Below are 21,443 nucleotides of genomic sequence, written 5' to 3'. Positions count from 1 at the left end.
TTTCGGCGTCAGCGCGATGCCTGGAATCGTGCGCCCGCCCGGCGCTCCAGCAGCAGATAGAGCGCGCAGGCCACCAGCAGGGGCAGCAGGAAGTACAGCGCCCGGTAGCCGATCAGCGCAGCCAGCAGGGCGCTGGCCGGCATCTGGTGCTGCAGCATGGCGAGGAAGATGGCCTCCAGTACCCCCAGGCCGGCGGGGATGTGGGTGACCACGCCGGCGATGGCGCTGATCAGCAGGATGCCCAGCACCGTGGCGAAACCCGCGCGCTCGGGCAGCAACAGGGTGATGAGCAGCGCCATCAGACACCAGTTCAGGGCGCCCATCCCGGCCTGCAACAGGGCGAAACGCAGCGAGGGCAGGGTGATGCGATGGGCGCGCCAGTGCCAGGTGCGATGGGTGGCGAAGCGACAGGCCAGCAGATAGGCGGCGCCGGCCAGCAACAGCAGTACGCCGACAATACGTAACCCCTCACTGCCGAGGCGCCAGTGTTCCGGTAGCTCCAATAGGCCCAAGGTGAACACCAGTCCGGCCATCAGTATGTAACCCAGCCAGTTGGTAATGATGCTGGTACTGAGGATCCGCGTGATGGTGGAAAGATCCAGGCCCAGCCGGGAATACAGCCGGTAACGCATGGCCACGCTGCCGACCCAGGAGCCGAGGTTCAGGTTGAAGGCGTAGCAGACGAACGCCACCCGCAGCACCTGCCGCGTGGGCAACTGGTGCCCGGTGTAGGCACGCCCGAGCAGATCGAAGGCGCTGAACAGCAGATGGCTGACCAGCACCAGCGCCGCGCCGAGGGCCAGCGTCGCCAGGCTGAAGCCGCGCAACGCCTGCCAGACCTCGCGCCAGTCCACATGGCGGATCAGATTGAACAGCAGCACGGCCAGCAGGCTGACCAGCGCCAGGGTAACCAACCGCCGCAACAGGCGCCGGCCGCGCGGCACGCCGCGTGCCGTCTCGCCGTTCATGACTTGCCGGACCCGCACGCAACCGTATCCGGCGATTCAGCGGCGACGGTGGCCAGCTTGGGACGGTGGGCCGGGAACCAGCCCAGCACCGCGGGAAAATGCCGGGCGGCGTGGAAGCCCAGGAACATCAGCGGCGCGCGCCACCAGTAGCCACGCCGCAGCACCTGGCGGGTGACCGGCTTGCAGCGGGTTTCAGCCAGCTCGCTGAGGTGTGCGAACAACCGCTGGTTGAAGGTTGGATCGCGGATGAACAGGTTGGCCTCCAGGTTCAGGGACAGGCTCAGCGGATCGAGATTGCTGGAGCCCACCGTGCTCCATTCCCGGTCGGCCAGCGCCACCTTGCCGTGCAGCGGCTTCTCGCAGTACTCGTAGATGCGTACTCCGTCGCGCAACAGGTAGTCATAGAGCAGGCGCCCCAGCACCCACACCCAGCGCATGTCCGGCTGCCCCTGCAGGATCAGGATGACCTGCACACCGCGCTGGGCGGCATTGCGCAGCTCGCGCAGCAGCCGGTAGCCCGGGAAGAAGTAGGCGTTGGCTACCAGCAGCCGCTCGCGGGCGTTGCGGATCGCTGCCATGTACTGGTCCTCGATGTCGTCCTGGTGGGCATCGTTGTCGCGGATCGCCAGCAGCATGGCACTGCGTCCCCGGCTGCCGGGGTGCGGACGCAGCCCGGCGCCCGGGGCATCCACACCGCACTGGGCCAGCAGCTCCACGGCGGCGCGATGAATGTCGGCGACCACCGGACCGCGCACCTCGACGGCGTAATCCTGCTTGGCCATGGGACCGAATTCCTGCAGGTGGTCCAGGCAGAAGTTGATGCCGCCCACATAGGCGACCTCGCCATCGACCACCACGATCTTGCGGTGCAGCCGACGGAACAGATTGGTGCGCATGCCGAACATCTTCGGGCGAGGGTCGAACAGGTGCACCCGTACGCCGACGCGGGTCAGGGCTTCGATGTAGGCCCGGCTCAAATCGGCGGTGCCGTAGCCGTCGGCGGTCACTTCGATGCGCACGCCACGCTCGGCCGCCTCGACCAGCGCCTGTTGCAGCGCCTGGCCGACCGGGTCCTCGAAGATGATGAAGGTTTCCAGCAGCACCTCGTGACGCGCCGCGCGGATCGCCTCGAACACCCGTGGAAAGTAGTCCTCGCCGTTGATCAGCAGCTCCACCTGGTTCTGCTCAAGCCAGGCCGCGTTCATAGATGCACCTCCACCGCCAGCGGGGCATGGTCGGACAGGTGCGACCAGGGGCGACGGGTGAGCACTCTCGCGTCATGCCCGCTGGCGTTGCGCAGGTAGACCCGGTCCAGCGGCAGCAGCGGCCAGCGCGCCGGAAAGCTCTTCGCCGGTGCGCCGTAACGGCGCGTGAACACCTCATGCAGGCCGGACTCGGCCAGCAGCGGATCGGCGGTACGGCGCCAGTCATTGAAATCCCCCGCGACGATCACCGCCGCATCGTCGGGCAGTTCGGCGAGCAGGCCGCACAGCAGGCGCAGCTGACGGCGGCGATGACTCTCGCGCAACCCCAGGTGCACGCAGATGGCATGCACCTCGCGCTCGCCGGGCACGTCCAGCTCGGCATGCAGCAGGCCGCGCACCTCGTGATCGCCGATGGATACGTCGTGGTTGTGGAACGCCAGGATCGGAAACTTGGAGAGCAGGGCGTTGCCATGGTCGCCGTCCGGGTAGACCGCGTTGCGCCCGTAGGCGAACTCCGGCCACATGCTGTCGGCGAGGAACTCGTACTGTGGCGTCGGCGGCCAATCCTTCCAGCGCAGCGCATGACGATGGTGGGTGCCATGCACCTCCTGCAGAAACACCAGCTCGGTGGACAGGATGCGCACCGCGTCGCGCAGCTCCGGCAGGATGAAGCGCCGGTTGAACACCGTGAAACCCTTGTGGGTGTTCACCGTCAGCAGCCGCAGTCGATGCACCGCCGGCCGCTGACTGTGGCGCAGCGACTCGGGATTCATGCCCAGCCCTCCAGGCGCCCCGGCCTGTACTCCAGGCGATCCGCCAGCCCCAGCCGCTCCAGCAGACCGCGCGCATCGTAGGGGGCGCGCACTTTTACATCATTGTCGAAATAGCAGTACACATCCCGCGGCTTGCGCTCCACCCGACGCTCGGCGTCGATCAGGCGGGCGTCCGCCGGCTGCTCGCCGCGGGTCCACAACCGGATGCGCTCCGCCCAGCGATCCAGCGCCTCGGGGCCGTAGCCGCTGGCGTAGAGTTCCTGATCGCCATGCAGGCGCAGGTAGACGAAATCGCTGGTCAGGTCCTCCTGGTAGGGCCATTTGCCGGCGGTGTCGGCCACCACCAGGGCGACCCGGTAGCGACTGAGCAGCTCGACGAACGCCGGCTCCACGAAGCTTCGGTTGCGGATTTCCACCGCATGGCGCAGCGGTCCCTCACGGGTAAACTCCAGCGAACCCTTGCGGCGCAGCGTGCTGTCGCATTGCCGGGCGCAGGTGCGCGCGGCCTCGGCATCCTGCGGCAGCAGGTCGAGGAAATGCGCGAACTGCTCGGCATCGAAGCGAAAGCTCGGCGGGAACTGCCAGAGCACCGGCCCCAGCTTGTCCTCCAGGCGCAACACCCCGGAGGCGAAGAAGTTGGCCACCGGGGTTTCCACTTCGCGCAGGCGCCGCACGTGGGTGATGAAGCGCGGCGCCTTGACGCTGAACACGAAGCCGTCGGGCGTGTCGGCGTACCAGCCGGCGTAGCGCTCGGGGGTCTGCAGGGCATAGAAGGAACCGTTGATCTCGATGCTGCCCACCGTGCGCGAGGCGTAATGCAGCTCGTGCTTCTGTGCCAGCCCCTCGGGATAGAAGTCGCCCCGCCAGGGCGCGTAGCGCCAGCCGGATATACCGATGCGGATCTCGCTCATCGATCAGGAGCGCTTGGGCGCCGTCATCGCCGGGGGATCGCTGGCCGGGAAGGAGTCCTCGATGGCGTCATCCAGCAGCTCCTCACCGTGTACCTGTTCCTCATCACCGGTGCGTCCATGCTGGCGCTGGGGATGCAGTTCCACCTTCACCCAGCCGCTTTCTCGCCGGTCGAACGCCTCGAAGGCGGCGATGGCGTCGCTCATGGGTTTGATCTGGGTGAGGATTTGCGCAGGATCGATCGCTCCCGACACCACCAGCTCGATGAGTTTCGGGATGTAGCGCCGGTGCGGGCAGTTGCCCATCTTGATGGTGAGGTTCTTCATCATCGCCATGCCGATGGGGAAGCTGCGCGCCTGCTCCGGATACACACCGATGATGGACAGGGTCCCGGCCTTGGCCAGGCCTTCCACGGCCCACTGCAGCGCCTGGCTGGGCGCGTTGCCGGGATGCCAGTTCTCACCGTCGGGATGCGTGTGCGGCGCCACACTGGCGACTTCATCCCGGAAATGGCCGGTATCTTCGTGCAGCGCCGCCTGATGGGGCTGCTCGGCATCCACCCCCACGGCATCGATGGCGCGATCGACACCGATGCCCGCCGTCAGTCGGCGCAGGGTGGCGACCGCGTCCTCCTTGTCGAAGTTGATCACTTCAGCACCCTGCTGGCGGGCCATGCGCAAACGGTCTTCCAGGTGATCGATGGCAAAGACCTGCCCGGCGCCCAGCAGCAGGGCACTGGCAATGGCGAACTGGCCGACCGGGCCGCAGCCGAACACCGCCACGGTGTCACCCGGCTTGATCTCTGCCAGTTCGGCGCCGAAGTAGCCGGTGGGGAAGATGTCGGACAGCAGGATCGCCTGGTCGTCGCTGATACTGCTGGGCAGTTTCACCAGCCCCACGTTGGCGAAGGGCACGCGCACCTTTTCGGCCTGCATGCCATGGAACGGACCGGTGCTCTTCGGCCCTCCGAAGAAGGCGGTGCCGGCCTGCGGACCGTTGGGGTTGGCCACATCGCACTGGGAGTAGTAGCCAGCGCGGCAATACACACAGTTGCCGCAGGCGATGGTCGAACCGATCACTACCCGGTCACCGACCTGCAGGTTGCGCACGTCATCGCCCAGGGCCTCGACGATCCCCACACCTTCGTGGCCGAGAATGGTGCCCGGCTGCATGCCCGCCATGGTGCCCCGGACCATGTGCAGGTCGGTGCCGCAGATCGCCGACGCCGTGATCCGCACAATGGCATCGGTGGCTGCCTGCAGCGTCGGTTCCGGTACCTCGTCCAGGCGAATGTCGCCCACGTCATGGAATACCACGGCCTTCATGGTCAGTCTCCCGGCCCGGCAGGGCGCTCAGTGCGCCTTGGCGACGCCGCGCAGCACGGTGTCGCTGGCGCGCTGACTGTGGATGCTGGCGATATTGCCGAGCGACACCACGCCGATCAGGCGCTTCTCGCGATTGAGCACCGGCAGCCGGCGCACCTGGATATCGGCCATGTTCTGGGCGACATGCTGGACATCCTCATCCTCGAAGCAGTAGCGGATGCCGCTGCTCATCACCTGGCGTACCGGGGTGTCGGGCGTCAGGCCCTGGGCGACGGCGCGAATGGCGATGTCGCGGTCGGTGAGCATGCCGACCAGACGGTCGCCTTCATGGACCAGCAGGGCACCGCAATCGATGCGCTGCATCAGGCTGGCCGCTTCCTGGATGCTCTGCTCGGGGAGAATGGTCTGAACATCACGGGTCATGACTTCGGAAATCTTCATGGCGATTGTCCTCCGGGTTGCTGGAGCCGCACCTGGCGGACCTTTCCGTCCGCCCCTTATGAGTCCGACTGGAGGGATTGAGGACGGTTCAGAACATCAGGGCCCGCCTGTCCAGTGATCGCCGCAGAACCGTTCATGCGGATCCACGCTGCAGTTCCAGCAGCAGCAGCGAGCGGCCGGTCACCAGGAATTCACTGTGGAAGGCATGCGATTCGCCGCCACGCAGCTCCGGCCGATTGGTGTCCAGCAGGCAGTTCCAGCCGGCGCCCTGGGCCACCTCGGGCAACAGGAAATTCACCGCGTCGCCATGGGCGTTGACGATCACCAGCAGGGTCACGTCGGCGCCCTTGCGGCGGATACCGGTGGGCTGTGCGCGGCCGTCCAGCAGCATGCCCATGCAGCGACCGTTCACGTCGTGCCAGTTATCCTGATCCATCTCGCTGCCGTCCGGCACCAGCCAGGCCACGTCCTTGACCCCCAGAGCCTCGTTGTAGTTGCCGACCAGGAAACGTCCGCGGCGCAGGATCGGATAGCTGCGCCGCAGGGCGATCAGCCGGCGGGTGAAGGTCAGCAGTTGCTGGCCTTCCTCGTCCAGTTCCCAGTCGATCCAGGACAGCTCGTTGTCCTGGCAGTAGACGTTGTTGTTGCCCTGCTGGGTGCGGCCGAACTCGTCGCCGGCCACCAGCATCGGCGTGCCCTGGGAGAGGAAGAGGGTGGCCAGCATGTTGCGCATCTGGCGCATGCGCAGGGCGCGAATCTCCGGGTCATCCGTGGGGCCTTCCCAGCCATGGTTCCAGGAGAAGTTGTTGTCCGTGCCGTCGCGGTTGCCCTCGTCATTGGCTTCGTTGTGCTTGTGGTCGTAACTGACCAGGTCACGCAACGTGAAGCCGTCGTGGGCGGTGACGAAGTTGACCGAGGCATAGGCGCGACGACCGCGCTGGTCGAACAGGTCGCCGGAGGCGGTCAACCGACAGGCCAGCTCGGCCAGCATGCCGTCGTCGCCACGCCAGAATGCCCGCACGCAATCGCGGAACTTGTCGTTCCACTCCACCCAGCCCGGCGGGAAACCGCCGACCTGATAGCCGCCGGGGCCGCAGTCCCAGGGCTCGGCGATCAGCTTGACCTTGCTCAGCGTCGGGTCCTGGCGGCAGGCCACCAGGAAACCGTGGCGCTCGTCGAAGCCGTGAGGATGGCGGCCGAGGATGGTCGCCAGGTCGAAGCGGAAGCCATCCACGCGCATTTCCGTGGCCCAGTAGCGCAGCGAGTCGGTGACCATCTGCAGCACGCAGGGGTGGCTGAGATCGAGCGTGTTGCCAGTGCCGGAGTCGTTGATATAGAAGCGCCGGTTGTCGGGGATCAGCCGGTAATAGGTGGCGTTGTCGATGCCGCGCATGCTCAGCGTCGGGCCCAGCTCGTTGCCCTCGGCGGTGTGGTTGTAGACCACGTCGAGGATCAGCTCCAGGCCGGCGTCGTGCAGGCGGGCGACCATTTCCTTGAATTCGTTGACCTTGCCGCTGGCCAGGTAGGCAGGGTGCGGCGCGAAGAAGGCGATGCTGTTGTAGCCCCAGTAGTTGTTCAGATCCTTGTCCAGCAGGTGCTGGTCGTTGACGAAGGCGTGCACCGGCAACAGCTCCAGGCTGGTGATGCCGAGCGAGCGGATATGGCGCAGCAGCTCCGGGTTCGTCAGGCCGGCGAAGGTGCCTCGGCGGTCCTCCGGCACTGCCGGGTGGCGCATGCTCAGGCCGCGCAGGTGAGCTTCGTAGATGATGGTGCTGTCCCAGGGCACCCGCACCACCTGCTGCTCGCCCCAGGTGAAGGCCGGGTCGAGAATCTTGCATTTGGGCACGAAGGGCGCACTGTCGCGCGTGTCGAAGCTGAGATCGCCATCCGGCGAGCCGATGGTGTACCCGAACAGCGACTCCGACCATTGCAGCCGCCCCACCAGTTGCTTGGCGTAGGGATCGATCAGCAGCTTGTTGGGGTTGAAGCGATGGCCGGCCTCCGGCTCGTAGGGGCCGTGCACCCGGTAGCCGTAGATCTGCCCCGGGTGGGCGTCGGGCAGGTAGCCGTGCCAGATCTCGTTGGTGTATTCGGGCAGCTCGATGCGCTCGATCTCGCGCCGTCCGGCGTCATCGAACAGGCACAGCTCCACCTTGGTGGCATGGGCGGAAAACAGGGCGAAATTGACGCCCAGTCCGTCCCAGGTGGCACCGAGGGGAAACGGATTGCCCTCGGTGACCCGGGAATGTTGGCGCGGCCTGCGGCTGCTCATGGTGAACCCTCCTTGGCGCGATCGAACGCGATATCAGCGCGGTTGTTCGTTCTTCTGGCGACCATTGCCACCGCCACCCCGGGTGGTCGCCGCCGGCGCGTCCGTCGCTGCGGCGGCAGCCGCCCGTGGGCGGCTGCGCGAGACCCGGGCCGCGGGCGCGGGCGTCTCGGCGCGCACGGCCTCGCTGGCCAGCCTGCTGGCCAGACTCCAGTGTCGATCCTGTTCCCCATCGGGGCATCCCTCGGCCTTCCAGATCTGGTAGGCCAGCTCACGTATGCGCTGCTCGTCGCTCATGATTGCTCTCCTGAATGCAGCACCTCGACCGGGAACGTCCCCAGCAGATCACCCAGGGCCAGCCGACCCTCTGCGGGCATCGTCCGACCGGCCAACAGGCCGGACAGGGGCGTTGCGGTCAGTGCCCTCGGCAGTTCGACGGCGGTGTCGTACCAGCGTTCCGCAGGCACCAGCGGAATGGACTGGCCGTTCAGCAGTTCGGCAGCCAGGCGCGGCGTCACCACCACCAGCCAGTGCTCGCCATGGCGGCGCGCGAAGGCCAGCGCCCGGTCGGCGTGGCGGCCGACCAGCGGCAGCGGCTGGTAATCGCCACGCCGGAACAGGTCGGGTTGCCGGCGGCGCAGGTCCAGCAGCCGGGCGATCAGTCGCTGTTTCACGCGTCCGTCGGGCCAGTGGCTCAGCAGCTCGGGCAGCGCGGCGTCCTGGGCGAGGGCGGCCTGGCGCGCCTCGAAATCCACCGGCTGGCGATTGTCCGGATCGACCAGGCTGAAATCCCATAACTCACAACCCTGGTAGAGATCGGGAACTCCGGGGCTGGTCAGCTTCAGCAGGCACTGGGCCAGCCCGTTCAACGCACCGGCCGGCGCCAGGCTGTGGGCCGCCGCCGCGATGCGCCCGCGCAGCTCGGCGCCCGCCGGCGCCTGCAACAGTTGCTCCAGGAAGTGCCGGCAGGCCTCTTCGTAGGGGCCATTGGGAGCGCTCCAGCTGCTGTGCAGCTTGGCTTCGCGCACGGCCTTTTCCTGCCAGCGCAGCAGGCGCCGCAGATAGGCCTGCAGATCCTGCGCGTCGTCCGGGGCCAGGGCCAGCGGCCAACTGGCCAGCAGGGTCTGGTAGAGCATCAGCTCGTCGCCAGGGGAGGGCGCCGGCAGGCCGTGGAGCGCGGCGCGCAGCGGTTCGGCCAGGCGCAGCCAGACCGAGGCCTCGTCGATGAACCAGGCGGCGCGCTCGCTGAGCACCGCCAGGCGGGCGCGGGTATCTTCCCCGCGCTTGTGGTCATGGGTAGCCGTGGCCAGCAGGTTGTCCGGAAAACGCGCGGCGCGTTCGCGGCAGGCGTCGTGGAAGGCCTGCGGCGGCGCACAGAAATGCTGCGGGTCGAAGCCCACGTCGTTGCGCGACAGCAGCCGTGCCGAGCGGTAGCAGGCGGTGTCCTCCACGGCCTTGGCCGCCGCCGGCGCGGTGAGCTGCTGGAAACGGGTGAGCATCTTGCGCCGCAGCTTGCGCACCGGACCGCGCGGCAACTCGCGCAGCGGCTGGCCGCCCAGCCAGCGCTCGAGGTGCCCGAGCAGCGGCCAATCGGCTTCCGGCAGGCTCTGGCGCGCGCCTTCCAGCGCCATGCTGAAGAATCGCCAGTCCTCCGCGGAGCGGCCACAGACCGTGGCGTAGGTGCGGTACACGGGAAAATGCATGATCAGCGCGGTCAGCGCGCGGCGCAGCGAACCGAGAGTCAGGTCGCGGGTGGCCAGGTCCTGGCGGGCGATGAGCAGCAGACCCTGGGCCACGGTTTCCAGGTCACCGGCCAGGGAGCCCTGCAGCATCAGTTGGCGGGCTTGTACCACCTCGGCGGCGAAGTCCAGGTCGCGGCCGCTGGCGTCGCGCCAGAAGCTGGTCAGGGGTGCCTCGCCGGCGGGGTCGTGCTGTAGCAGCGACAGCTGATTCATGAACTCGTAGCCGGTGGTGCCATCCACCCCCCAGTCGTCCGGCAGGGATTCGCCGGCGCCGAGGATCTTTTCCACATAGATGGGCAGGTGGCGGTCCGGGCACAGGCGGTCGACGCGCCGGCGCAGTCGCCGGCAGTAAGCGCGGGGGTTGGCCAGGCCGTCCACATGGTCGATGCGCAGGCCATCGATCAGGCCTTCCTCGATCAACGCGAAAAGCGTGCGATGGATGGCCTCGAAGACCTCGGCGCGTTCGACCCGCAGGCCGCCCAGTTCGTTGATGTCGAAGAAGCGCCGCCAGTTGATGTCGTCCGCCGCGGTGCGCCAGCTGGCCAGGCGGTAATGCTGGCACTCCAGCAGCGCGTGCAGCCGCTGGAAGCCTTCCTCGCCATCCACGCGGTACGCGTCCATGCCCCGCTGCAGGGCCGCGCGCACCTCGGGCGCCTGGCACAGCTGGCACAGCTCCTGTCGCAGCCCGAGGGCGCGGTGCCGGCCCCGCTCGCCACGCGGCAGGCTGGCGAAGCGCACGGCCAGCGCGCCCAGCCCGACATGGCCTGCATGTCGCAGGATGCGCGCGCAGGACGCCGGTGCCAGGGGAAAACGGTGTTCATGGTGGGTGACGTAGAACTGCCCGGTGTCTTCCTGGTAGCCGAGGACCAGCTCTCCGGCGCGCAGCACCTCGGCATAGTCGCTGCGCAGGAAGGGCACCAGCAGTTGGCCGCGCAGCAGCGGGTCGTGGGAGCGCCACTGGATATCGAAGAACTTGGCGTAGGGGCTGGCTTCGCCCCATTCCAGCACATCGAGCCACCAGGGGTTGCCGTCGCCGCCGACCGCCATGTGGTTGGAGACGATGTCCAGGATCAGACCCATGCCGTGCGCGTGCAGCGCATCCACCAGCCGGCGCAGCGCCTCTTCACCGCCCAGTTCCGGGTTGATGCGGGTCGGGTCCAGCACGTCGTAACCGTGCAGCGAGCCGGGTCGGGCGGTGAACAGTGGCGAGGCATAGATATGGCTGATGCCCAGCGCGGCGAAGTAGGGCACCCGCCGAGCGGCGTCGTCCAGGGTGAAGCCCCGGTGGAACTGCAGGCGCAGGGTGGCGAGCAACGTACTCATGGGCGCGGACCCGCCTGCCGGCTGCTATCCAGGAGACGCAGGCGCGCCATGGCCTGCGGTTCGCGCAGCAGGCGATCCACGCTGACCGGCCAGCGTCGACGCCAGTTGGGATGGTGATCGCCGGGACCGGGCAGATTGGGTTGCTCCGGATGGCCGAGCACATCCTCCAGCGGCAGCAGAACCAGCGGCGCCGGGGTGCGCCCGAGAAATGCCACGCAGGCATCCAGCAGCCGGGGCGGGTGTTCCTCGCCGTCCTTGAGCAGCCCCTCGGCCCGCAGGGTCTCGGCGAGCGCCTGGCGGTCCTCGTCGCGCTGGGCAAGATCCTCCCGGGCCCGCTTCTCATCGATGTGGCCACTGGCCAGGCGCTGCTCGATGTCACGCCCTTCCAGCCAGCCGATGATGCTCGGCAGATCATGGGTGGTGCTGGTGGCCAGGGCCTCGTCGGACCACTGCGCCAGCGGCCGGAAGCCCTCCTGATGCTGCTCGAAATACAGCACGCGCATGCCCAGGATGTTGCGCCGCGCCAGGTCCTCGCTGAAACCGGGCGGCACCGTGCCCAGGTCTTCGCCGATGATCAGCGCCTGGTGACGGGTGGCCTCCAGGCAAAGCAGGCGCAGCAGGTCGGTGCAGGGGTAGTCCAGGTAGGCGCCGGCCTCGGGCGACGCCCCCTGGGGAATCAACCAGAGCCGCTGCAGGCCCATGGCGTGGTCGATGCGCAGACCACCGACATGGGCCAGGTTGGCGCGCAGCATTTCCAGATAGGCGCGGAAGCCATGCTGGCGCAGGCCTTCCGGCGAAAAGGCGGTGATACCCCAGTTCTGCCCGGCGCGGTTGATCAGGTCCGGCGGCGCACCGACCGCCAGCGCCGGCAGGAATTCCTCCTGCCGCGACCAGGCCTGGCTGCCGGTGGGTTCGGCGCCCACCGCCAGGTCAGCGATCAGGCCGATGCGCATGCCGGCGCCGATGGCGGCATCCTGGGCGCGCTTCAGGCAGCGGGCGATCAGCCACTGGCAGAACGCATGAAAGCGCACCTCCTCGCCATGCTCCCGGGCGAAGCGCTCCACCTCGGCATGCCGGGGATCGTGCAGGGATTGTGGCCAGTCGCGCCAGTCACCGGACTGGCCACGGGCGAGCTGGAAGGCCTGCAACGCCTCGAAGCGGCAGTGGTCGCGCAGCGCTTCGCCGCCAGCGGTGCAGAAGCTGTCGAAGTCCGGGGTCAGCAGGTTCTCGCTGCCGCCGTCACCGAAGCTGCGGTAGAGCTGGTGCAGGATCTGCAGGCGAGCATTGCCGACGGCTGGCCAGTCGATGAGTTCCAGCGCCTCCAGGCGTGCGAACTCCGGCTCCAGGCCGCTGACTTTCAGCGCCTGGCTCTGCGCATGCTCGCCCATGATGCAGCCCGGTGAGGCATGCAGGGCGTTGAAGAACAACCGACTGGACGGTGAGTAGGGGCTGTAGTGCTCGGGCAGGGCGCTGAACATGGCATGCACCGGGCTCAGCGCCAGGGCGTCGGCGCCGGCCTGGGCGGCGCTGCGCACCAGATGTTCCAGCGCCTCGGTGTCGCCCAGGCCGCCATCGCCGTGCCGGCGCAGGGCATACAGCTGCACAGACAGGCCCCACAGGTGCCGATCGCGACCGCCCGCCAGCGTGGCGACATCGGGACAGACGGGCGGGCAAACCGCGACGGTCAGCTGTTCGTCGCCCACCTCCAGCCGGTGATAGCCGGGTCTGGACCAGCCGGGCAGCCGGGCATGGGCATCCAGGCGACCGCTGTGCGCCTGGGCATCCTCCTCGATCAGCCGAAAGGCACTGCCCGGCTTGAAACGCCCGCCCAGGTCGAGGGACTGGCCCTGCTCGACGGTCAGCAGCGGCCCGTAGCAGCGGTAGCGGTGACGATCCTTGAGCGTGGCGAGGCTTTCCAGGATCTGTTGCGAGGTCTGCGCCGGATAGCCCATCGCCTCCAGCAGGGCGCGCTGCGCCTCGGGGCTGACGAGCTTCTTCTGTTTGGCGGCATCCTGCCATTCGGTGTTGAGCCCGACGGCCCGGGCGAGCTCGGCCAGACGCTTGTCACTCATGGGGATTCTCCAGGGTGGCCAGCAGGCTGCCGGGGGGCAGGGTCAGCTGCCGGGAAATCTGCACGACGCCGACACGCAGGTCATACAGCGGCTGGGCGCCGGCGGGCAGGGGCGCGGCCGAGGCGGCGCGTTCGCCGAGGTTGAAGTCGATGCGCAAGCGGCTGCCGTCGCCCAGGCGCCAGGCGACCGTCAGCGCACTGTCCTGCAGGATCTGCACGCCCTCCGCGCGACTGCCGCGCAGGCGCGGAACCAGTGTGCGATGGCGGACCTGCAGCAGGTGCCGATAGAACGCCTGCCATTGCCCTGCGCCCCCCTGCGGCCGCGAGCGCTCGAAGGTCTCGGGGGCATTGGGATCGGGCACCTGGATACCGGCGAAGGCGCTGAAGGCGGCGAACTCCCGCTGGCGACCCTCGCGGACCGCGCGACCCAGCTCGTCGTGGTAGTCGGTGAAAAACAGGAAGGGCTGGCTGCAACCGCGTTCCTCGCCCATGAACAGCAGCGGGATCATCGGGCAGAGCAGCTGCAGCGCCACCGCAACTTCCAGCGCCTGTGGCGCGGCCAGGCTCACCAGTCGCTCACCCAGGGCGCGGTTGCCCACCTGGTCGTGGTTCTGCAGGAACAGCACGAACGCGGTCGGCGGCAGGTGCCCGCTGGGCTGGCCGCGCCGGTGCCCGCGGCGGTCGGCCTGGCCCTGGAACACGAAGCCCTCGCCCAGGCAGCGCGCCAACTTCTCCGTGCAGCCGTCGCAGAAGTCGGCGTAGTAGCCTTCGCGCTCGCGGGTCAGCAGGGCATGCAGCACGTTGTGCGCGTCGTCGTTCCACTGCGCGGTGTAGCCGTTTTCCAGCAGGTCGACGCTGTTGCCCTCGTTTTCCACCACCAGATGGATTTCACGCCCGGCCGGAACGGCGGCCCGGACACGCCGGGCCAGCTCGATGAGAAAGTCCTGATCGGGAATGGCATGCACGGCGTCCAGGCGCAAGCCATCGATCCGGTAATCCAGCAGCCACATCAGCGCGTTTTCGATGAAGAAATCCCGCACCTGCGGGCGGCGAAAGTCGATGGCGGCGCCCCAGGGGGTGTGCTGGTCCTCGCGGAAGAAGGCGCTGGCGTACTGGTGCAGATAATTGCCCTCGGGGCCGAAGTGGTTGTAGACCACGTCGACGAAGACCATCAGCCCCAGGCCGTGGGCCTGGTCCACCAGCCGCTGCAAGTCCGCCGGGGAGCCGTAGCTGGCTTCGGGGGCGAAGGGCAGCACCCCGTCGTAGCCCCAGTTACGCGCGCCGGGAAACTCGCCCAGCGGCATCAGTTCAATCGCGGTGATGCCCATCTCGGCGAGCGCCGGCAGGTGAGTCGCGACGCCGGCGAAACCGCCCAGCAGGCCAACATGCAGCTCGCAGAACACGGCCTCGTGCCAGGGTCGCCCCTGCCAGTCCGCGGTCTGCCACCGATAGGCGGCCGGATCGACCACCTGACTGGCCCCGGCGACGTCGCCCTGCTGGCTGCGTGACGCCGGGTCGGGCACCCGCAGGCGTTCGTCGATCCAGTAGTGGTAGAGGGTGCCGGCCGGACAGTCGAGCTCGGCACTGAACCAGCCCTGCGCCTCGCGGCGCAGGTCATGGCGAGCACCGTCGGCCAGCTCGACCTGGACCCGGGTGGCATCCGGTGCCCACAGGGAAAAACGCGCCGAGCCGTCGCGCAGCAGACGCACCCCGTGGTGCCGTGTGTCCTGCATGGTTCAGATCCGGACCTCGACCGGCTCTGGCAGCAGGCTGCGATAGAGATGGTCGTAGGGTCTGACCGACTCGGACCAGAACAACGGTGCCGCCATGGCCTGGGTGCGCATGGCGCCCAGCAGTTGCGGGTGGGCGTAGACCTGCAGCGCCCGCTGGATTGCGCCCAGATAGCTGTCCGCGCTCTGCTCGGTGAACAGGAAGCCGTTCACGCCGTCCTCGATGGTATCCACCAGTCCGCCGGTACGCCGGGCGATCGGCAGCGCGCCATAGCGCTGCGCATACAGCTGGCTGAGACCGCAGGGCTCGTAGCGCGAGGGCATGAGCAGGAAGTCGCTGCCGGCGAACATGCGCCGCGCATCGCCCTCGTTGAAGCCGATACGCACGCCGATGCGTCCCGGATGACGCCGTGCCAGGGCGACCAGCGCCTGCTCCAGCGCTTCCTCGCCACGCCCCAACACCACCAGCCGGCCGCCGGCGGCGACCAGCGCATCGGCGATCTGCAGGGTGAGGTCGATGCCTTTCTGGTGCACCAGGCGGGACACCACGGCAAACAGTGGGCCGCCCGCTTCCAGCCCGTAGAGGTTCTCCACGTAACGGGTGTTCTCGGCGCGGGCCTGCCAGTCGCCAGGCGTGAAGGGGCGCGCCAGAGCCGGATCGCCGTGGGGCTGCCAGCTGGCGTCGATGCCGTTGGTGATGCCGGTCAGCCGACCGAGACTTTCGCGCTCGCGCAGGACGCCTTCCAGGCCGCAGCCGAATTCCGCGGTGGTGATTTCCAGGGCGTAGTTGCGGCTGACGGTGGTGATGTGGCTGGCGTAGACCAGGCCGGCCTTGAGCGCGCACAGGCGGCCGTAGTACTCCATGCCGTCCGCGCGGGCGACCGTGTCGGGCAGACCCAGCTCCTTGTAGCAGGCCAGCTCGCACAGGCCCTGGTAGGCCAGGTTGTGCACGGTGAACACGCAGGGCGTGCGCAGCCCCTGCCAGTGCATGTAGGCCGGGGCCAGCGCGGTCTGCCAGTCGTTGGCATGCACCAGCTCGGGCGTCCAGTTCAGCTGGCCCGCGGCGATCTGCGCGGCGGCCAGCCCCAGGCGGGCGAAGCGGATGTGGTTGTCGTCCCAGTCGCGACCCCGGTCGTCGCCGTAGGGAGTGCCTTCGCGCTCGTAGAGCTCCGGACAGATCACCACGTACAGGGTCAGGCCATCCGGAAGGTCCATGCGCCCGATGCGGCAAGGGGGCAGGGCGGCATGGCCGGGCAGGGTGGCAATCACCCGCAGCTCATGGCCGCTGTTCAGCACCTGCGGGTAGCCGGGCATCAATACGCGAATGTCGTGAAGGGCATGCAAGGCGCGAGGCAGTGAGGCGGAAACGTCGCCCAGGCCACCCACCTTGATCAGGTCGGCGAATTCGGGGGTGACGAACAGAATGCGTTTTGTAGTGGTCTGAAGACTTTCTACGCTGAGTCGCGGACGATCCGTTGTTGCGCTGTGCAATTTCGACTCGGTTAGGTGAGCGGTTGCCGCTGCGTTCCCCATCGTTTTTCCTCCCGGTGTCAGGCCAAGGCGCACAAAAGCCACACGCGGCAGTGCGCTAAAGAACTGTAGTTCTCAGGATCCCCATCCATAGGGCTGACCGACCGGTCGCAGGTAAGTTTCGATTCACCTCCCAGCGGTTCCCGGCGTGCCGGAATGAACCGGCGCGGCCTGCCGGCATCCCATGGAACAGGAGCACACTGCCGGAGGCCGCCATGCAAACCCTTGAGGATGTGGTGGAATTTCTGACCCGCCATCAGCTCATGCTGACCACCGCCGAGTCCTGTACCGCCGGGCTGATGACCGGGCTGCTGGCCGACGTTGAGGGGTGTGGCAAGGTGCTGGAAAGCGGCTACGTGACGTACACCATCGGCGCCAAGCACGCCATGCTGGGCGTCAGCCTACAGACCATCCAGGCCCATGGGCTGACCAGCGAGGAGGTCGCCCAGGAAATGGCCGTCGGCGCGCTGCGCGCCAGTGCCGCGACCATCACGCTGGCCAACACCGGCCTGGCGGAAGCCGAGGGTCCCATGGACGGCGTGGTGTGTTTCGCCTGCGCCATGGGCATCGAAGGCAACATAAAAGTGGTCAGCGAAACCGTGAAGTTCGACGGCGAACGCAATGCGGTGCGCCGTGCCGCCGCGCGCCACGGGTTGCTGCACCTGCCGGAGTATCACCAGCGCCTGCGCAAGGCGGGCGCCTGAGGGGGGCCTATCGTTTGATCTTCAACCCTTTCACCGAGTGTGCGCGCTGGTCGTCCAGGGTGTTGTAGTAGACGTTCTGGGTGGTGCTGAGGCTGTTGTGGCGCAGGTCGGCCTGCAGGTCCTTCATGTCCCGGTGGGGCGCGTCGAAGGTGGCGGCGGTGTGGCGCAGCCAATGCAGCGATGCCGAACGCAACTGGTCGATCTCATCCTCGCTCCAGCCTTCCTCGGCCATGCGCGCCAGGGCGCGGTCGAATACCGCCTGCAGCAGCAGCCGGACATGGCGGTCCGAGAGGCCGGCACGGCCCTTGAGGGTGCCGATCAGGGGCGTGCTCTCGTGGGCCGAGGGCAGCGGCGGCAGCTGCAGGTGGCGCCGGTAGCGCACCAGGTAGGTGTGGATATAGTCGTCGCGCACGCTGATCCTCGCCGCCTTGTTGCCCTTGCCGACCACGTGAAACCACCAGTTGTCGCGGCTGTCGCGGCGAAAATCGCCCATGCTCGGCGACCAGCCGTCCCGGCCCACCAGATCGGACACCCGCAGGTACATGGAGAACAGCGTGGCGACGATGAACAGGGTGCGCTCGTGTTCCGGGTCCTGCGCGGCCATCTGCTCGGCGGTTTCGATCACGTAGCTCCACTGCAGCGGGGTCAGCGAGCGGGAGGCGACATCGAGGGTATTGCGCTGCTTGTAGACGGACTTCTGTTTCACCGCGCGGAACGGATTCACCTCGGTGAGGCCTTCGTCGATGGCGTGCTGGAAGAAGCTGCCGCACACGGCGAACACCTGCGCCACCGAGCCTTGCGCCATGCGATAGGGACGCGGGGGCAGGGGAGTCAGCGACTCCTCGGCGATCTTGCGCTCGCGCTTGGCGATGCTCAGGCTGAAGGGCCGCCACTGCGCGTTGAGAGTCCAGGTATCGCTGTCCAGCGGCTTCCGGCCGCCGACCCGCAGGAAACGCGACTTGACCACCGGACCGATCCAGTCGGCGGGCGGGTTGAGGCAGAACTCCATGAACGCCTCGGCATCCCGGCGACGCAGCTCCAGCAGGGGTTTGTGCGCCACCAGCAGCGACCAGAGCAGCAGCCGCTCGACGTGAGTCCGATAGGAATTGAACGTCGCCTCGTTGCCTGCGTAGGACTTCAGAAACCCCCTGACCGCGCAGTAGCCTTCGACGGCCTGACGTTCCGCAGGAAAGCCCAGCAGGAAATCCCGCACCAACGGCAGCTCGCCGCTCAGCTGCAGGAAGTTGAGCTCATGAAAGCGGGCGAATGTTTCGAACAGCGGTTGCGGGGATTGCGGCACGGTGAAGCTTCCTGGAGACCATGGGCTATGCGGAGCGCCGGCGCAGTATAGGCAATATCCGGGTCTGGCTGTTATCGGATATTAAATATGGGGTAACGGGCTTCCCCCGCGAGGGCTAAGCCAGGCTCTACGCATGAATTGCCTGCGGTCGGCTGCGCCACAACCTAACGCAACGCAACCGATTCTACGCATAACCTATTGATTTAGTTGAGGTATTTGAGGCGTGCACCTCATGTACGGCTCCACGTCCCGCGTGCCGGCGCCGGGAAACCTTGCTGACAGGCAGGCGAGCAATCCCGAGTTTCAATTGCGGAGCGCTGGTTCAGCCCTGGAGCGCTTCGGATCGCCGGGACTTCGTTGGCTGTTTTCCGGAAGCCGAAACGGGTTAGGCACAGTGGTGGCGACGTTCGCCCGAGGCGGAACCCCGGCGCGCTTGGCGCGGCTCGCATCTGCCGTGCGACCAGGAGCGGGTCGTCGAACCGAGGCCGCGCGATACGGCGGTGGGCAGGCGCAAATGCACACCCCGGATCGTCCTGGCCATTCATCACGACGGGCATTCATCGCTTGGGTGCCAAAGCAGCGGCAACACCGAGGCCGCCAAGAGAGTCCCCCCAGGCTCCTCAGCATCTCTATCTGGATCACCCATAATGCACGTTATGTTAAATATGAGCACACACATCCTTGTGTGCATGGCGTTCGTCAGTCCTGACGCCCCTGGATCGACTTGACCCGGTGCTCCCAGCGGCGCTTGGCAAAACGACGCATGTTGGGAATGTCATCGGTCTCGTCGAGGATCGGCTTGCCGATGATGGTTTCGAGGATGTCCTCCAGGGTAACCAGCCCCTGCCAGCCGCCGAACTCGTCGTACACCAGGCACATGTGCTGCTGCTCGCGCATCAGCTCGGTCATCAGGTTCTCGACGTTCATGGTCTCCTGCACGACCTTGAGCGGCTTCATGATCTCGCTCACCGGTCGCTCGTCGTCGGCGGCCTTCAGGGCGTCGTAGCGGAACACCACGCCCAGCGGGCTTTCGTTCTCGTCGATCACCGGATAACGGGAAAACTGGCTTTCCTCGACCCGCTTCTTGAGCGCGCGGATCGATTCTTCCGGGGTGACGGACTCGCAGACCGTGCGCGGAGTCATGATGTCGCGCAGGCGAATCTCATGCAGGTCGAGAATGTTGCGGATCACCCGCTGCTCGTCCTCGTCGAGCTTGCCGACCTCCCTGCCCAGCAGGGCCAGCGCCTTGATCTCCTGGCGAACGTCCAGCTCCGGCTCCTTGCCGCCGAACAGACGCATGATGGCGTCCGACATCCAGATAAAGGGCTTGAGCACCAGGATCATGCCACCCAGCAGCGCGGGCAGCATGGGCGCCAGGCGCGGCCAATAGCGGGCGCCGATGGTCTTGGGCAGGATTTCCGACAGCACCAGGATCAGCAAGGTCATGACGGCCGAGGCAACGCCCAGGTAGCCGTCGCCGAAGACCACCACGACCTGCGCCCCCACTCCGGTGGCGCCCACGGTGTGGGCCACGGTGTTCAGGGTCAGGATGGCGGCCAGCGGCTGGTCGATCTTGTCCTTGAGCGCCTTCAGCCGTGCATACAGCTTCGGGCGCGTGAGTCGTTGCTGGGCAATGTAGCTGGGGGTCAGGGAGAGCAGCGCCGCCTCCAGGATGGAGCACAGGAACGACACCAGGATGGAGAGAACGGCGAAGGCGATGAGCAGGGTCATGAAGGGCAGTGTTGATCACGGGGACGCCACTGTAGCGAAACCGCCGCTCGCCCGGACGAAGGGGTTGCAACAATTCGTGTCCCCCACCGCTCCGTCTGTCGACCCTCTCGAAACGAAGCCGCAGCCTGACGGTCAGGGATTGCGTTGCCTGTCGTCATGCAGTTCAGCGGCACATCGCTCGTTCTCAGGGATCCGACGGACAACCCTGGGCGGTAGCACACCGCCCAGGAATGAGCCCGGATGCCATACCCAGCAAGGATACGCTCCATGAACCGGCCTATGACCGCATGCCTACTGACGCCCGCGCTGCTCGCCGCGCCGGCCTGGGCGCTCGACCCGCAGCCTGTGAACATCCAGGGTCTGCAGTTCTATCCGTCGCTGCTGCTTGGCGAGCGCTACGACGACAACTATCGGGAGCTGCATCAGGATGCGCCCAGCTCCTGGATCACCACGCTGGAGCCGCGCTTGCGGCTGGTCGCCGAGGATCGCAACAGCGCCTATCGCCTCAGCTACGCGGGGAGCCAGAACACCTACCACGACGACGATGACGCCAGTCATCTGGACCACCGCCTGCGGCTGGAAGGCATCCTGGAATTCACCGCCCGCCATCGTCTGACCCTCGAGGCGGCCTATGACCGCCTGGAGGAAACCGCCTCCACCGCAATACCCGGCGCGAACGACGAGTACAGCCTGCGGACCTTTGGCACCACCTATCGCTTCGGCGCCGAAACGGCGCGCAACAACCTGGAACTGGCCGCCAAACACGAGCGCCTGCGCTTTCACGACGACAGCCTCGCCAATGCCGGCGAGGAACGTGACGCCAATCGTTTGGGCCTCACCTGGTTCCATCGCATCGGTGGAACCCGCGCGCTGCTGGAAACCCGCTACGAAGAATTCGACTACGTGCGACCCGACAGCCCGCTGAACAGCCACAACCTGGCGCTGCTTGCCGGTGCCGTGTGGGAAGCCACCGCCAAAACCAGCGGCCGCGTGCGCGCCGGCTACCAGCGCAAGGAATATGACGACGACAGTCGCGACGGCCTGGAAAGTCCCATGTGGGAAGTCGGCCTGGACTGGAAGCCCCGCACCTATTCCACGTTCAGCCTGACCACCCGCCAGGCTTACGACGAGGGCGACGACGGTGCGGACGCCATCAAGCACACCCGCTCCCGCCTCGATTGGCGACACGAATGGACCGGTCGATTCAGCACAACCGTCACGCTGGGCGCGGCGCGCCTGCGCTACCAGGGACTGGACCGCGAGGACGACCTGACCAGCGCCGGCCTGACGCTCAGCTACCAGCCACGCCGCTGGCTGGAGCTGGCCCTGGGCTACAGCCACTGGGACAACGATTCCACCGAAGACCGCGAACGCTTCCAGCGCAACCTGTACACCCTCACGGCCACCGGCAGCCTGTAACCG

At 67.2% G+C, this 21,443-nt stretch carries 16 protein-coding genes; 2 read left to right on the top strand and 14 right to left on the bottom strand.

The window, feature by feature from the left end:
* Positions 1–8: 8 nt before the first annotated feature.
* From VL129_RS15460 to glgA, 12 genes are all read right to left on the bottom strand, one after another.
* Positions 9–968, bottom strand: coding sequence for a lysylphosphatidylglycerol synthase domain-containing protein (locus VL129_RS15460; protein ID WP_325414438.1), 960 nt, complete (start codon positions 966–968; stop codon positions 9–11).
* The gene (gene clsB, locus VL129_RS15455) at positions 965–2,173 is read right to left on the bottom strand and encodes a cardiolipin synthase ClsB (RefSeq protein WP_325414249.1); all 1,209 of its coding nucleotides are present in this window, start codon (positions 2,171–2,173) and stop codon (positions 965–967) included. Before clsB ends, VL129_RS15460 begins: the two co-directional genes overlap by 4 nt.
* The gene (locus VL129_RS15450) at positions 2,170–2,946 is read right to left on the bottom strand and encodes an endonuclease/exonuclease/phosphatase family protein (protein ID WP_325414247.1); all 777 of its coding nucleotides are present in this window, start codon (positions 2,944–2,946) and stop codon (positions 2,170–2,172) included. Before VL129_RS15450 ends, clsB begins: the two co-directional genes overlap by 4 nt.
* Positions 2,943–3,857: a DUF72 domain-containing protein gene (locus VL129_RS15445; protein ID WP_325414245.1), complete on the bottom strand. Its 915-nt coding sequence runs from the start codon at positions 3,855–3,857 to the stop codon at positions 2,943–2,945. The genes VL129_RS15450 and VL129_RS15445 overlap by 4 nt, the downstream gene beginning before the upstream one ends.
* A 3-nt stretch (positions 3,858–3,860) precedes the next feature.
* Positions 3,861–5,180, bottom strand: coding sequence for a zinc-dependent alcohol dehydrogenase (locus tag VL129_RS15440; protein WP_325414243.1), 1,320 nt, complete (start codon positions 5,178–5,180; stop codon positions 3,861–3,863).
* Between the two features lie 27 nt (positions 5,181–5,207).
* Positions 5,208–5,621, bottom strand: a complete 414-nt coding sequence (locus VL129_RS15435; protein ID WP_325414241.1) for a CBS domain-containing protein — start codon at positions 5,619–5,621, stop codon at positions 5,208–5,210.
* Between the two features lie 133 nt (positions 5,622–5,754).
* Positions 5,755–7,893 (bottom strand): glycogen debranching protein GlgX, encoded by a 2,139-nt coding sequence (glgX, locus tag VL129_RS15430; RefSeq protein WP_325414239.1) that lies wholly within the window; start codon positions 7,891–7,893, stop codon positions 5,755–5,757.
* A gap of 33 nt (positions 7,894–7,926) precedes the next feature.
* Positions 7,927–8,187, bottom strand: a complete 261-nt coding sequence (locus VL129_RS15425; RefSeq protein WP_325414237.1) for a DUF2934 domain-containing protein — start codon at positions 8,185–8,187, stop codon at positions 7,927–7,929.
* A complete protein-coding gene (locus VL129_RS15420) occupies positions 8,184–10,955 on the bottom strand; it encodes a malto-oligosyltrehalose synthase (protein ID WP_325414235.1) in 2,772 nt (923 codons plus the stop codon). Before VL129_RS15420 ends, VL129_RS15425 begins: the two co-directional genes overlap by 4 nt.
* Positions 10,952–13,027, bottom strand: a complete 2,076-nt coding sequence (gene malQ, locus VL129_RS15415; protein WP_325414233.1) for a 4-alpha-glucanotransferase — start codon at positions 13,025–13,027, stop codon at positions 10,952–10,954. The genes VL129_RS15420 and malQ overlap by 4 nt, the downstream gene beginning before the upstream one ends.
* Positions 13,020–14,759 (bottom strand): malto-oligosyltrehalose trehalohydrolase, encoded by a 1,740-nt coding sequence (gene treZ, locus VL129_RS15410; RefSeq protein ID WP_325414231.1) that lies wholly within the window; start codon positions 14,757–14,759, stop codon positions 13,020–13,022. The genes malQ and treZ overlap by 8 nt, the downstream gene beginning before the upstream one ends.
* Positions 14,760–14,762: 3 nt before the next feature.
* Complete coding sequence (gene glgA, locus VL129_RS15405; protein WP_325414229.1) at positions 14,763–16,289, bottom strand: glycogen synthase GlgA; 1,527 nt, start codon at positions 16,287–16,289, stop codon at positions 14,763–14,765.
* Between the two features lie 212 nt (positions 16,290–16,501).
* On the opposite strand from glgA, the gene VL129_RS15400 reads away from it, so the two are divergent.
* A complete protein-coding gene (locus VL129_RS15400; RefSeq protein ID WP_325414227.1) occupies positions 16,502–16,990 on the top strand; it encodes a CinA family protein in 489 nt (162 codons plus the stop codon).
* A gap of 7 nt (positions 16,991–16,997) precedes the next feature.
* Here the strand turns inward: VL129_RS15400 and VL129_RS15395 are convergent, their stop codons facing one another.
* Together VL129_RS15395 and VL129_RS15390 are read right to left on the bottom strand one after the other, a co-directional pair.
* The gene (locus VL129_RS15395; protein ID WP_325414225.1) at positions 16,998–18,290 is read right to left on the bottom strand and encodes a tyrosine-type recombinase/integrase; all 1,293 of its coding nucleotides are present in this window, start codon (positions 18,288–18,290) and stop codon (positions 16,998–17,000) included.
* 699 nt (positions 18,291–18,989) lie between these two features.
* The gene (locus VL129_RS15390) at positions 18,990–20,021 is read right to left on the bottom strand and encodes a hemolysin family protein (protein WP_325414223.1); all 1,032 of its coding nucleotides are present in this window, start codon (positions 20,019–20,021) and stop codon (positions 18,990–18,992) included.
* A gap of 279 nt (positions 20,022–20,300) precedes the next feature.
* On the opposite strand from VL129_RS15390, the gene VL129_RS15385 reads away from it, so the two are divergent.
* Positions 20,301–21,440, top strand: a complete 1,140-nt coding sequence (locus VL129_RS15385; RefSeq protein ID WP_325414221.1) for an outer membrane beta-barrel protein — start codon at positions 20,301–20,303, stop codon at positions 21,438–21,440.
* Positions 21,441–21,443 lie beyond the last annotated feature (3 nt).

This window comes from Pseudomonas sp., assembly GCF_035497915.1.
GTDB lineage: Bacteria > Pseudomonadota > Gammaproteobacteria > Pseudomonadales > Pseudomonadaceae > Serpens.
This window is presented reverse-complemented; position numbering and strand designations above follow the sequence as displayed.